The organism is Leifsonia xyli subsp. cynodontis (assembly GCF_050632205.1).
Taxonomy (GTDB): Bacteria; Actinomycetota; Actinomycetes; order Actinomycetales; family Microbacteriaceae; genus Leifsonia; species Leifsonia xyli_D.
In genome coordinates this window covers 3,564,443-3,578,514 of sequence record NZ_CP192578.1, presented here as the reverse complement: position 1 = coordinate 3,578,514, position 14,072 = coordinate 3,564,443, and the positions used below count along the sequence as shown (strand labels likewise).

Below are 14,072 nucleotides of genomic sequence, written 5' to 3'. Positions count from 1 at the left end.
TCAGCCTTTGACCGCGCCTCCGAGCACCCCGCTGACCAGGTAGCGCTGAAGGAACACGTACGCCGCTACGAGCGGGCCGGCCACGATCATCGTCGCCGCGGCGAGGAGTCCCCAGTGGCTGGTGTACTGGCCCTGGAAGGCGTACAGGCCCAGGGTGACCGGCGCCTTGTCCGGATCCGGGAGCAGCACCGTCGCCAGGATGATCTCGTTCCACACGCTGATCGCCTGCAGGATGAACACCGTCACGAGCGCGGGACGCGCCATCGGGATGACGAACGTCGTCAGGTACCGGAGGTAGCCGACGCCGTCGAGCGCCGCCGCCTCGTCGATCTCGACCGGGATCGACTTCGCGTAGCCGCGCAGCAGGATCGGACCGATTCCCACGGCGACGGACATGATGAGCACGTAGCCGATCCGGGTATCGTAGAGCCCCGTCCGGAGCAGGAGCTGGAACTGGGTGATGATCGCGTTCGGCAGGAACAGGATGAGCACCAGCATCACATTCCACACGCCGGGCCGCTTCAGGTAGCCGCGCGCGAGCGGGAACCCGATCAAGAGCGAGACGATGGTCCCGATCACCGCGGCGCCACCAGCGTAGATCACGCTGTTGATCATGTATGCGCCGAAGTTGCCCTGATTCCAGGCGTCGGGGAAGTTCGCCCAGTTCGGCACGGTGACGAGCCCGTTCGGGTTGGCGAAGAACTGGGTGTCGTCCTTGAGCGCGGTATTCAGCAGGTAGAGCAGCGGGAACAGGTAGAGGATCGCGACGAGGATCGCGAGAAGGTAGTTGATCGCGCGCCCCGCGGTCGGTCTGCGAGTCCGGCGGGCGACCGCGCGTGCGCCGGAGTCCAGGCCGCGATCGTCGTTCCGTGCCGGAGCCTCCTGGGTGCGGATGGCGGTCACAGCTTGCTTTCCCTTCTGCGGAGATACCACATGACCGCGAGGGAGATGACGCCCACGATCACGAACTGGACGACAGAGATGGCCGCGGCGTAGCCCTGGCTGCCGCTGACGCCTCCGCCGAAGCCCTGGGCGAAGATCGCCAGCGACAACAGCTGTGTCGCCGGGTTGCTCGGACCGGTCAGGACGTACGCGAGCTGATAGCTCTGCAGCGCTCCGATGATCGACAGGAGCACATTGGCGGTGACGGATGGAGCCAGCAGCGGGAACGTGACGTGGCGGAGCTTCTGCCAGGGGGTCGCGCCGTCGATGCTCGCGACCTCGTAGAGGTCCGCGGGGATGGCCTGGAGGCCGGCGAGGTAGATCACCATCGCCACGCCGATGCCCGACCAGATCTGTACCGCGATGACGAGCGTCAGTGCCAGATGGGGGTCGCCGAAGAACGCCGACGAGGCACCGAAAGCCTTCCACACGGCCGCAGCCGGACCGCCGCTCGGGTTGAAGACGAGGGACCAGATCAGCCCGATGACGGTGACGCCGAGCACCGTCGGCATGAACACGAGCGCACGGTAGAACGTGGTGCCGCGCAGCCGCTGGTTGAACAGCAGCGCGAACGCCAGTGCGAGGACATTGATGATGACCGTGGTCGAGAGCGCGTAGACGAGCGTGTTCCCGAGAGCGTTGAGGTTGTAGCCGAGATGTGCCGCCGAGAAGAAGGTGACGTAGTTGTGGATCCCGACCCAGTTGACGGGGAAGTTCGGGAGGCCGCTGATGTCGGTGAAGCTGATGGCGATCACGGCGACCGCAGGGACGAACGCGAAGACGATGATCAGCGCCTGCGCCGTTCCGAAGGTCGCCAGCAATGAACTTCGTCGGCCGAACGGGTAAGAGTTGGACATTAATCCTCGAATCGTGTGGTCCGTCCGGGAGGGGCTTGGGGGCGACGCTCCCGGACGGACGCGTGGGAGACAGCCTAGAAGGCGGCCGACCAGTCCTTCTGCGCCGCTTCAGCGGCCTTCTGGGGCGTGTCCGTCCCGAGCGGAGCGACCCCGACGTAGTTGAACGGGAACTTCGCCGCAGGACCGGCATTGGCGTTGGCCGTCCAGATGTTGTCCCAGGCGAGGCTGAACGACTTCGTGTAGTCCTTGATCGAGTCGAGGAAAGCATTCGAGGCAATACCCGACTGGGCTGGGGCGAAGCCGGCGTCTGCGATGAAGAGCTTGTAGTTCTCCGGCTGTGAGAAGAAGTCGAGGTAGGCCAGCGCCGCGGTCTTGTTCTTCGAGGCGGTGGTAGCCGACAGCCGGATCTCGACCTTGCCGCCCAACGTCGCGTTGTCGGCGGCGTTGTCGCTCGTTGGGATCGGGAAGTATCCGTACGAGAACTTCCCTGCGACTGCGGCGTCGATCGTCGTCTGGTTCCAGGTGCCGTCCGGCGTCATGGCGACCGATCCGTTGGCGAAGAGGCTCGGAACGTCGCTGTACGCGACTCCCGCGAAGTTCTGCTCGGCGTATCCGTACATCGTGTCGACTTTGTTGAGCACGTCCACGAGCTTGGGGTCAGTGAGCTTCGCCTTCTGCTTCCAGAGCTGCTCGGCGAGGTCGGCTTTGTCCGACTGCGACGGGTAGGCGCCCTGCACCGCGGCGAGCATCGTCAGTCCAGCGGGCCAGCTGTCCTTGCCGCCGATCCCGAGCGGCGTGACTCCCGCGGCCTTGAGCTTGTCGGCGAGCGCGGTGAACTCGGACCAGGTGGTAGGGACCTGCAGGCCGTGCTTCGCGAAGAGGTCCTTGTTGTAGAACACGCCGGTGTAGTAGCTAAGGCCGGTCGGTACGCTGTAGTCCTTGCCCTTGTACTTCAGGGCGTCGATCACCGTCGGCGTCCAGTTCTTCATGAAGCTCTGATTCGACAGGTCGATGAACGTGCCGGCGTCGGCTGCCTTGGAGTCGAAGGACTCCGAGCCGGCCGGGACGTAGGACGGCGTGGCGATGGGGCTCGCGACGAGGACGTCGACGTTGCCTGCGGAGAGGCGGGAGGACTCCACGGACGCCCAGTTGTTGGTGGGGACCGTCGTGAAGACGATCTTGGCTGCGGGGTACTTCTTCTGGAATGCGGCGTTGACGGCCTTGAAGCCCGCGTCCGATCCGGCGGCGCTGGGGACCAGGACGTTGAGCGTGCCGCTTACCTTTCCGCTGGCGTCACCGCTCGCAGACGTGGTGCCCGAGCAGCCCGCCAGGGCTATGAGCGCCCCGGCGATGGCGACGGCCACGGCACCGCGCGTCACCGCCCGGTGTTTCGGCGTGATTGCCTTCATGATGCAACTCCTTTGTCACGTTTCGCTCGGAGCCTCCCGAGCAGGTTGGGGGTTGGGTTCCGTTCCGAGGGAAAGAATGGAACAACGTTGTTTCGTGCCTATCTTGCTGTCTGTTGAAGAATAATGTCAAGCTCTGGACAACGTTGTTCGAAGTCCGTAGTGTTCAAATCTGTCCCCGCTGCCCGACCGTCGCAGCGACCCACACCCGACTGGAGGCTGTCGATGGAACGACTCTCGCCGGGAGGCCTGCGCGCGAGCTATGAGGCCGCCCTCGAACATTCCGACCCGCTCACCGACCGAATATCGACCGACCAGTTCTCGCGGCGCTATGCGCAGCGGCCCACCTGGACGATCGGCCCGTTCACCCGTGACGAGTCACTGACGTTCCGTCCGCAGGGGCAATGGCTTGACCCGACCGGGATCGGCTGGACGTCGAGCTCCGTCTTCAACCCGTCGCTGATCGTGGAAGGCGACGCTCTGCACATGTTCTACAGGGCCTCCCCCGCAAGGAGTCGACGTCCAGCAGGATCGGCCTGGCGACGTACACCGCCGAGAGCGCCTGGAGCGACTCCCCGGCCAACCCGATCGTCTACCCGACCGCGGACGATGAGCTGCTCAGCTGCGAGGACCCCAAGGTCTACCGCACCGACGACGGGTACGTCCTCTTCTACAACGGGATCTGGCAGGCGGCAGGCAGTGCGGAAGCGGAGCGCTACCCGTCCCCGGGCTATCCGATCGCCTCCCTCGGATGCGACGTGAAAGTGGCGACCTCCACCGACCTGGTGCACTGGCAGAAGCGCGGGCTCGCTGTGCCCTACGAGGTGTCGCGGCTCTGGGCGAAGGGCGCCGTCATCCCGCGCGACCTGAGCGGCCGGGCGGTTCGCGTGGGCGGGCAGTACCTCATGTACCTGTCGGAAGGCTGCGGTGGGTGCCCCTTCATCGGCCGATCGGACGATCTCGTGAACTGGTCGTTCTCAGAGCAGTCCTACCTCGACCTGACCCCGCTCGGCGGCACGTTACTAGAGGTCTCCTGCGCCGTGACGGGGCACGACGACTCCGGCAGCATCGTCCTCGACTTCTTCTATCGCGACGCGTCCGGCGAGTTCGCGGCCGCTCAGGCCCTGTACAGCGTCGACGACCCGTTCCGGCAGCTGGCGCTGAACCGCGGCGGGTCCCTCTCGTGGGGCGGTCTGGTCCGCTACAACGGCGACATCCTGTTCGCGCAGGGCTGGGACGCGCCCTCCGGAACTCGCGAGATGTACGTCTATCGCGAGGTCACGGCGTGACAGCGGAGACCGCCGACACGGTAGATTTGGCCGGCGAGTGGACCCTGCGCGGATGGCGCCAGAACGACTGGCTGCTCGGCCTCACGCCGGAGCGAGGAAAGGTGTCCACCGCCGACATCGGTCCGATCCCTGCGCCGGTCCCCGGCTCGGTCCGCGGCGCTCTCGTGCGCGCCGGCATCACCCTGAGCCCCTATCGCGGAACGGATTCGCGCGCCTCAGAGTGGATCGAGAACCGGCACTGGACGTTCGAGCGGGTGATACCTGCCGTGACGCTGACGGAGCGCATCACCGGCACCGATGAGCGGGTAGTGCTCGAGGCCGACATGCTGGACGGCGAAGGCGTCATCCTCATCGGCGAGACCGTCGTCGGAGAGTTCACGGACGCGTTCGTGCGCCAGCGCTTCGACATCACCGACAGCCTCGATCGCGGCGAAGACCTGCTCACGATCGTGTTCACCCGCGTCCCCGACGCCCTCGGTCAGAACGGCTGGACCTCCCGCATCCGCGACTGGAAGCCCCGCTTCTCCTTCGGCTGGGACTGGACGCCCCGGACAGTGCAGATCGGCATCGCCGACGGCATCCGGCTCCGGGTGGGACCCGGCTGGAGCCTCGACGATGCCCTCGTGCGCAGTGTCGTGGACCACGCGGGTGACGGAGAAGTGGAAGTGGATCTGCGCCGCTGCGGGCTCCCCCTGGGCGCTGCCGTCGAGGTCTCGGTGTTCGACGGTTCCGGAACCGTCGTCGCGTCGGAACCCGCCGCGGCGGCCGAGCTGCGCACGCTGTCCGTCCCCCGGCCGCGGCTGTGGCACGTCCACCCGACCGCCGAGCAGGCCCTCTACACGGTCCGCGTCGACGTCCTGGTCGAGGGCCGGTCGCGCACGACGACTCGGCAGGTGGGCTTCCGGACCCTGGAGTGGCGACGGAATCCCGGCTCCGCACCTGACGCAGACCCCTGGCTGTGCGTCGTCAATGACCAGGAGATCTTCCTGGCAGGCGTCAACTGGGTCCCACTGCGCGCGGACCACGCCGATGTGAGCGACGCCGAGATTCGCACCCGGCTCCGTACGTACCGTGACCTCGGGTTCAACGTGATCCGCGTGTGGGGCGGCGCACGGGCCGAGCGTCCGGCGTTCTACGACGAGTGCGACCGGCTCGGCGTGCTCATCTGGCAGGACCTCCCACTCAGCTCGTCCGGGCTCGACAACGAGCCTCCATCCGACCCGTCGATCATCGAGGAGTTCCGCCGGATCGCCGCCGACTACGTCACGACGCTCGGCCATCACCCCGCCCTCGCACTGTGGTGCGGCGGCAACGAGCTCACCCGGGTGACGGCGCCCGCCGTCCCCGGTGCACCATTGACTCTCGAACATCCCACGCTTCGCGCGGCCGGCGACGTATGCGCCGATCTCGCTCCCGCAACCCGTTATGTCGCGACGACGCCGTCCGGCCCGCGCTTCGAGGCCTCCGCCGCCGAGTTCGGCCGGGGCATCCACCACGACGTCCACGGCCCGTGGGAGTTCGACGGCGACGAAGACCAGTGGCAGGCCTACTGGGCGGCCGACGACGCGCTCTTCCGATCGGAGGTCGGAGTGGCCGGAGCGAGCGGCGCAGACCTGCTCGAAGCCTTCGGGCTGCTCCCCGACGGTCTCGAGGACGACCGGATCCGCGCACTGTGGACGCACTCGTCCGGCTGGTGGCTCGCGGGCTTCGACGCCCGCGACCGGGACGTGCCTGTCGAGCAGTGGTTGGACACCAGCGCCCAGCGTCAGGCCAGGATGCTCGTCATCGCTCTCGAGCGCGCGCTCGGACGATTCCCCGCCACGGGCGGCTTCATGCTGTGGATGGGCCACGACACGTTCCCCTGCGCTGTGAGCCTGGCTGTCGTCGACTTCTGGGGGCGCCCGAAGCCGGCCGCACTGGCCCTCCGGAGCCTGCTCGACCAGTGCGGCGCGAACCTGTCGTCCGCGCCGCATTGATCGGGCTCACTTCGCTGCGGAAACGATGATGGGCGCGCTCACCGCGTGGCCCGGCGTCCGCCCGCGCTCACTCGCGGTCACGGCTACGCTCAGCCCGTGCCCTGCGTCCTTCTGCTGAACGGTGTACGTCCGTCCGCGAGCGCCCGGGATCTCCTGGCCGTCGCGGAGCCACCGGTACGAGAAGCTCGCCCCGGCCGGCGTCCAACTGCCGGGATCGGCGCTGAGGACCGACCGCGGCGCCGCCGTGCCGCCGATCGTCGGTGCGGCTGTCGGGATCGGTGACATACGGGCGGCGATCTGCTCAGGCGTCCCGGTCGTGAGGGTGCCCTCCGAGGCATCCCTCAGCACCGTCACCTTCCGCCCGTCGAGGAGCGCGTAGGTCGCCGTCGTCTGCACGGGATAGAGGATCAGCGCGTCGAGTCCTACGTTGGCTCCCGGCGGGACGGTCACTGTGACAGTGGTCGCGCCGGCCGCCAGCGACGCCCGCCCGAGGTTCGCGATCGACACCGTCCCCGCCCCGGCCGGCACCGTCGCCGTCGAGCGGAAGGCGCCGCCGATGCTGATCGTGGCGGCCCCGACCTTCGACTGGCCTACCTCGCTCAGGAAGACCGAATAGTCGCCCGCCGAAGCGACATCGACCGAGAACGTGCGGCTGGACCCGGCTGCGGCGAGCGCGTATGCCGACCCGGAGAGGCTCGTCGAGCCGTAGCGGACCTCCGGAGTGCCGAGCCGGAACAGGTTCGCCAGCGTGACCGTCGAGTACCCCTCGTACGCATTCTGGTTCGTCGATGTGCTCGTGAACTGGACGCGGACGGAGACCGTGCCCGCGGGAACCGTGGCCAGCGGCGTGGTGTTCACCGACCCACTGCCCGAGTACCAGGTGCGGGCGTTGTAGCTGAACCCGCTGTCGTCGGCCAGAAGCATCTGGGCTCCGGACGCGTCCACCGCGAGCACTCGTGCGCGCAGGTTCGTCTGGAACTGCACCAGAGCGGCGAAGTTGAGCCGGAGAGCGTCTCCCACCTGCGGCTGTCCGGCACCGCCCACCGGCAGGTCGACGCTCAGCGATCCGCCGTCGAAGATGCGGACGTTGTTGTAGCCGACGCCCTTCACGAAGATCGCGTGCGTGCCCTGCCACTGTCCGTACACGGGCTGCTGCTGGGTCAGCGGCAGCGCGTCCGCGTAGATCGCCTCCTCGTCCGTGCCGGAGGTGGCGCTCTGACTCACGAGGGCCTGCGACGGATCGTTCAGCTGACCGCCGGGCAGGGTGAGCGCCGCGTCGGCAGACCGGCCCTGGCGGTACAGGTCCTCGAACTGCACGGTCTGCGTGGTGCGGTCCGCTGTCTTGGTCGAGGTCATCAGCGCTTCGGCCTCCGGCACCCGCTTGATCCGCAGGATGGCCCTGAGCGCTTCGTCGACTGACTCCGCACCGCTGTTGTCGTTGAGGCCGTCTACGGTGATGCCGTCGAACGCGAGGCCGAGCGTCTGGTCGAACATCGGGACGCCGAGCGCGTTCTGCCCCATCCACCAGCTGGCGGCGATCCCCGCCAGCTGGGCGTACTTCTTCTGGCCGGTGACCGAGTACAGGGTGAGGTAGTTCTCGACATAGGACGCCGTCGCGTAGTTGATCGCGGGAAGCCCCGACTTGTTCGGGCTCACCGAAAACGAGCGCCCCGAGATGAGGAGGTCAGAGAGGTAACTGTCCGCCTCCAGCTCCGCCTTCTTCACCAGGGACTTGTCGCCGGAGAGCTGACCGGCGAGCGCAAGCGCCTTCGCCTGGATGCTGCCCCATTCGTCCCACTGTCCTCCCGTGTTCGTCACCGCGCCGAGGGGATACGTCGTGAAGACGCCGGATTGGAAGGTACCGATGCCTTTGCCCAGCCGACCTGCGAGGGCCACGGCCCGCGACTTGGCCGCGCCACTGAGGCTCGGGACGTGCGCGGCGAGCGCCGAAACCGCGATGGAAGACAGCCACACATCGCCGCCGAGGAGGGCCGGAGCCGACGCGCCCTTCGCCCCGGCGATCGGTACGACGACCTGTCCTAGCCGCTTCAGGCTCAGCGAGAGGTGGGAGGTCAGCTGGGCTGTGAGCGTCGCGTCGCCCTTCCGGATGAGCGGAAGCGCCGTCGCCATGGCCTCATAGCCTCGGGCCGCCCAGTAGCTGAAGCTCGTCGACGACGATTGGCTGTCGCGCTTGTAGATGGCGCCTGCGGCGTCGCGGTCGACGAAGTTGTCGAAGTCGCCGTTCGGGGCCTGCATCCACATCACGAAGGCCAGAGCGAGCTTCAGCTGCGCGTAGCTGTGCGCGTCCCGGTAGGTGCGGTAGTGCTCGGCCCAGACGATGGCCGCCCGCGCGACGTCGTCGAGCGCGGCGATGCCCTCCTGCGGATCCGAGATCCACGTGTAGCCGCGGCTGAGGTCCGCAGGGTCCACCGGCGCGGAGTAGAGGTGCACGATCAGCATCGGCGTGCCGTCGACGGTGACGTGCTCGCTGAGGAAGTCGAGATGCGCCAGGTTCGCATACACCTCGCGGCGGTCGCCGAGGATGAAGCGGGTGAAGTACGAGACGTCGGCGAGCGTCACCTGCCCGTCGCCGTCGTAGTCGAGCGCGGGGTCGGTGGTTCCGGCCCTGACCTGGGCGGCCAGCCAGGTGGCATCCGACGCATTCACCGCGCCGTCGCCGTTCAGGTCGTCGTTCCTGGGGGCGCGGGTCGCCGTGGCCTGCACGGCGGCGAGGCGCAGCCGAGTGTTACCTGTGTTCGTCAAAGCGACGGTCACGGCCGTTGCGCCGAGCGGTACGACTCCAGCGCCGAGCGCGCTGCTGGTCAGCGTCTGCCAGGTGCCGCGGGAGGTCGACGACGGCAGGACGGCGGATGCGATCGCCGTGTCCCCCGAGCTCACGGATGCCACCGGACGTCCTGCCGTGTCGTCGGGCGAGACGAATGCGCGGAACGACAGGGTGGGAGTGTCTCCGGGAAGCGGGCTGCTCGCGCCGGCTCCGACGGGCAGCGACTGAGTGATGCCCGCACCGGGCGCCAGCAGGACGCTGCGCAGCGACGTCGCGCCGCTGCCGGACCAGTTGCCGCTTCCGATCGCAGCGGAGAAGTCGCCGTTCGGGACGGCGTAGTCGACGCGCTCACCGGCGCCGCGGATGCCCCATGCGTGCACGGCATGGAACTCGATGGGCGCGGCGGTGTCGTTGTGCAGTTCGACATAGAGCGCGCCGGCTCCCGCACCGATGGTCCCGCCGTTCGAGACAAAGCTCGTCTCGGCACTGACGCGGACGCCGCGGGCGAGCCCCGTCAGGTCGCTTCGCTCGGCGAGGATCGAACTGCCGTCGGTGAGCCGCACGAGAACGTCGGATTGCGTGGTCACACCGGAATCGAGGGTGGCGTTGACGGACGCGTGCACCACGTCACCGATCTGGGGCGCACTTCCCGAGCCGACCGGGATGCCCTCCCACAGCACGCCGCCCGGCGCGAGCAGGACCGACGCCTCGGCGGTGACGGTTCCTGTTGTCGACCACGGGTCGCCGAAGTTGTCGCCGGCAAGCGGGTAGGTGACCGCAGTGCCCGCCGCCGTGATCGCCGCTGCGTGTGCGGCGTTCGCAGGCGGGACGCTGAGCGCGCCCACAGTGATGCCTAGGATCACCGCCCCCGCCAGCCCTGCCCGGATCGGGCGCCGTGCTGCATCGGCCCGCGTAGGTCGCACCATCGTAACCATCCTCATCGATCGTCAAGGCCGTACGTCCGGCTTCCGCAACAGGCTAAAACAACGTTGTCTACTCGCACAAGTGTCGAGTGTCGACCACACCTTGGGATTCGTAGGCATTTATGCAACAGTAGGAAACGCTAATTCAAACAACGTTGTCTCAGTGGGTCCCGACCCAGGAACAGGTGGCAGCATGCCCTCCCGTATCGCCTCAGTCCTCGCCGAAGCGGCTCTGCCGGCGGGCATCTCCGTTCTGGACCGCTCGATCGACCGCTTCGCCCGGGCCCACGACGCGTCGCACTACCTCCTCGTGCCCTCTGCCGTCGTTCAGCCGGCGTCGGTCGAAGAGGTAAGCAAGGTGTTCCGCGCGTGCTCCGCACAGCGGATTCCGATCACGCTCCGCTCGGGCGGCACCAGCCTGAGCGGACAGGCCGTGAGCGACTCCGTGCTCCTCGACACCCGCCAGGGGTTCCGGAGGATGTGCGTGTCGGCCGACGGAACGTCAGTGACCATCGAACCCGGCCTGACGATCCGCCAGGTGAATGCTCGGCTGGCACGGTTCCGTCGACGTCTCGGCCCCGACCCCGCCAGCGAGATCGCCTGCACGGTCGGCGGCGTGATCGCGAACAACTCCAGCGGTATGGCGTGCGGCATCGAGCAGAACACCTATCGGACCCTGCGATCGCTAGTCGTCACGCTGGCCAGCGGGACCACGATCGACACGGGCGGCCCGGATGCCGACGACACGCTCCGTGAGCGCGAGCCTGAGCTGCACGCCGGGCTCCGTGAACTGCGGGATTCCGTCCTGCGCCGGCCCGACCTGGTGGCGGAGATCAGACACCAGTACTCCATGAAGAACACCATGGGCTACGGACTCAACTCGCTCCTGGACTTCGACCGGCCGATCGACATTCTGACGCACCTGCTCATCGGCAGCGAAGGAACGCTCGGGTTCGTCTCCGAGGCCACCTTCGAGACCGTCCCGATCTCACCATCGATCGCCACCGGCCTCCTCGTCTTCCCCGATCTGCGGTCGGCCACTGCGGCGCTCCCGCACCTCGTCGCGGCAGGCCTCGCGACGATCGAGCTGATGGATGCCACCTCCCTGCGGGTGGCGCAATCGCTTAGCGATGTGCCGGCCGAGATCTCGACCATCCGGATCGTCGACCAGGCCGCTCTCCTCATCGAGCATCACGCGGCGGACGAAAACAGCCTGGCTCGCAAGACAGCCGCGTTCGAGGAACTCCTCGGGAGCATCGAGCTCGCGTCACCGTTCGAGTTCGTCACCGACGCGGCCGCGAGGGCATCGCTCTGGCACGTCAGGAAGGGACTGTACACGGCGGTCGCCGGAGCGCGACCGTCCGGAACGACCGCCCTGCTCGAGGACGTGGCCGTGCCGGTCGAACGGCTGCTGGAAACGTGCGACCGGCTGAACGTGCTCTTCGCGGCGCACGGGTACTCGGACACCGTGATCTTCGGGCACGCCAAGGACGGCAACATCCACTTCATGATCGGTGAACGCTTCGACGACCCAGACTGCGTCGCACGCTACGAGCGGTTCACGGCCGACTTGGTCGACCTCATCCTCGAGCAGCGTGGGACGCTCAAAGCCGAGCACGGGACGGGTCGCATTATGGCGCCGTTCGTCCGCCGGCAGTTCGGCGACGAGCTCTACGAGGTCATGCGTCGAATCAAGAACCTGTTCGATCCGCAGGCAATCCTCAATCCCGGTGTCCTGCTGTCCGACGACCCTGCCTCCTACCTCCAGAACCTCAAGTCGAGCGGAACGATCGAGCCGGAGGTCGACCGCTGCGTCGAGTGCGGATACTGCGAGCCGACGTGCCCGAGCAAGAACCTCACGCTAACCCCGCGCCAGCGCATCGTCCTGCGACGCGAGATGCGTGCGGCCGAAGACCGCGGCGATGCCGAGTTGCTCGCCGAGTTGGTTGCCGACTATGACTACGACGGTGTGCAGACATGCGCCGTCGACGGGATGTGCTCGGTCGCGTGCCCGGTGGACATCAACACCGGCGACCTCGTCCGCCGGCTGCGCGAAGAGACCGCACACCGGTTCACCGGCGCCGGCTGGAACCTCGCCGCGAAGCACTGGGGTACCGTCACGCGCGCCGGCGGAGCCGCGCTCACCCTCGCCGGCGCCCTCCCGGCGCCGCTCATCACGACCGCCACCGATGTCGGCCGCGCCCTGCTGGGCACCGACGAGGTCCCTCGCTACTCGGGCGACCTCCCCCGCGGCGGCCGCAAACGCCGCCCATCGGACCGCGAGGCGCCCGCCGCTCAGGCGGTCTTCTTCGCCGCGTGCATCGGCACGATGTTCGGCCCTGGAGGCAATGGTGTCGGTAGCAGCGAGGCGTTCCGTCTGCTCGCCGGGCGGGCCGGCGTCCCGATAGTCGAGCCCGAAGACCTAGCCGACATGTGCTGCGGGACGCCGTGGAAGTCGAAGGGCCACACGGGCGGATACGCCATGATGTCCGCGCGCGTTCTCCCGTCGCTCCTGGCAGCGAGCGACGGCGGAAGGCTGCCGATCGTATGCGACGCCGCCTCCTGCACCGAGGGCCTCGAGACGATGGCGGAGCGAGCGAGCACCGCAGGCCCGCGATATGCCTCACTGCGATTCATCGATTCCGTCGAGTTCACGAACACACATCTCCTCGACAAACTCGCGGTGAACGCCCCGCTGGCCTCCGTCGCCCTCCACCGCACCTGTTCGACCACGACACTCAACGTGAACGACCACCTGACCGGCATCGCACGGGCTATCAGCGAGGACGTGTACGAACCTATCGACTGGGGATGCTGCGCCTTCGCCGGAGATCGTGGCATGCTCCACCCCGAGTTGACGGCATCCGCGACAGAACTCGAGGCGTCGGAAATCAACTCCAGGCATTTCGAGGCCTATGCTTCGGCGAACAGAACGTGCGAGCTAGGCATGTCTCGAGCTACGGGACGCCCCTACGTTCACATTCTCGAGCTTCTCGAACAGGCGACTCGGGCACTCTAGACAATCCCGCGCCCGGAAGATTCGCCAGCGCGCGCTGCCTTGAAACGCCTGCTGGGGCGCCCCACTACGACTTCTGTCGACTTCTTCGCGGGTGCTCGGGTGCGTGATGCAGTTCTTGCAAACGTTAGTCCCCCACGCCGCCGAAAATGCTCGATCTACGCCGATCTTATCGACGACGGCATGGACGCCATTTCAGCATGCCTCAATGACGCCGCGATGTTGGGCTAATGTGGGGGCTGGCAATCGTGGTCAGAGAAAATCCGGCCTGACCAGCATTTTTATTGCGGAGACGGAGCGATTTGAACCCTGACGCCTGGCCATAACCGGACTCGGGGCACCCCTGAAACCGCAGAAATCCGCGCTTTCTGCTGACATGACTCAGCGCGGAGTGACTGTGGTTGTGGGGTTTTTGTGGGGGCTCCTCATGCCCGACGCGCTCTGTTGCCGCCACGCTAGTCTTCCCATAATCCAGTCGTCGCTTGAACAAATTCGTCTCTGCTGACCGCCACAACCCCGACCTCTTCGGCTATTCGCCGTACAGCCTTGTCCTCCGATACGACTTGCCAGGTTGGCGGCACTAGAAGCAGTTCAGCTTGGCGCGTCTCGACGAGCCCACAGGCAACGATCAGCGGGTCCCCGTTGCCCTTGTTGGCATAGAGGTTGACCAACGTCAGGTCAGTGTGGTCCACCTTCGACATAACTTCGCGCAGTGCTTCGAGCACCGAGGGGGAGGTCTTATACTCCGCGGTCTTCAGCGCCGCTCTGTTGCCTGCCTCGTAGAGCACCTCGGTCGGAATGTGGCAATGCTCGCGAAAGAAGCGGGAACCCAGGTGCTGCGCACTCAGATGAGAGACGACATTGTTGTCCAGAAAAAG

8 protein-coding genes are annotated in these 14,072 nt (G+C 67.1%); 3 read left to right on the top strand and 5 right to left on the bottom strand.

All coding sequences use genetic code 11. The annotated features are described in order from the left end of the window. The 3 genes from ACQ86M_RS18015 to ACQ86M_RS18005 all read right to left on the bottom strand — a co-directional run bounded on the left by ACQ86M_RS18015 (position 1) and on the right by ACQ86M_RS18005 (position 3,208). Positions 1-903 (bottom strand): carbohydrate ABC transporter permease, encoded by a 903-nt coding sequence (locus ACQ86M_RS18015; RefSeq protein ID WP_431246435.1) that lies wholly within the window; start codon positions 901-903, stop codon positions 1-3. Beyond that, a complete protein-coding gene (locus ACQ86M_RS18010) occupies positions 900-1,799 on the bottom strand; it encodes a carbohydrate ABC transporter permease (RefSeq protein WP_431246434.1) in 900 nt (299 codons plus the stop codon). The genes ACQ86M_RS18015 and ACQ86M_RS18010 overlap by 4 nt, the downstream gene beginning before the upstream one ends. Before the next feature lie 74 nt (positions 1,800-1,873). Continuing rightward, entirely contained in the window at positions 1,874-3,208 is a 1,335-nt protein-coding gene (locus ACQ86M_RS18005; RefSeq protein WP_431246433.1) for an ABC transporter substrate-binding protein, read from the bottom strand. Between the two features lie 755 nt (positions 3,209-3,963). Between ACQ86M_RS18005 and ACQ86M_RS18000 the strand changes: the two genes are divergently transcribed. Both ACQ86M_RS18000 and ACQ86M_RS17995 read left to right on the top strand, forming a co-directional pair. After that, positions 3,964-4,494, top strand: a complete 531-nt coding sequence (locus ACQ86M_RS18000) for a hypothetical protein (protein WP_431246432.1) — start codon at positions 3,964-3,966, stop codon at positions 4,492-4,494. Continuing rightward, positions 4,491-6,470, top strand: coding sequence for a glycosyl hydrolase 2 galactose-binding domain-containing protein (locus tag ACQ86M_RS17995; RefSeq protein ID WP_431246431.1), 1,980 nt, complete (start codon positions 4,491-4,493; stop codon positions 6,468-6,470). The genes ACQ86M_RS18000 and ACQ86M_RS17995 overlap by 4 nt, the downstream gene beginning before the upstream one ends. 6 nt (positions 6,471-6,476) lie before the next feature. Here the strand turns inward: ACQ86M_RS17995 and ACQ86M_RS17990 are convergent, their stop codons facing one another. Continuing rightward, positions 6,477-10,100, bottom strand: coding sequence for a hypothetical protein (locus tag ACQ86M_RS17990; RefSeq protein WP_431246430.1), 3,624 nt, complete (start codon positions 10,098-10,100; stop codon positions 6,477-6,479). Between the two features lie 271 nt (positions 10,101-10,371). On the opposite strand from ACQ86M_RS17990, the gene ACQ86M_RS17985 reads away from it, so the two are divergent. Further along, entirely contained in the window at positions 10,372-13,197 is a 2,826-nt protein-coding gene (locus ACQ86M_RS17985) for an FAD-binding and (Fe-S)-binding domain-containing protein (RefSeq protein WP_431246429.1), read from the top strand. Between the two features lie 452 nt (positions 13,198-13,649). Here ACQ86M_RS17985 and ACQ86M_RS17980 read toward each other — a convergent pair whose 3' ends face one another. Next, positions 13,650-13,982 (bottom strand): hypothetical protein, encoded by a 333-nt coding sequence (locus ACQ86M_RS17980; protein WP_431246428.1) that lies wholly within the window; start codon positions 13,980-13,982, stop codon positions 13,650-13,652. Positions 13,983-14,072: the final 90 nt, after the last annotated feature.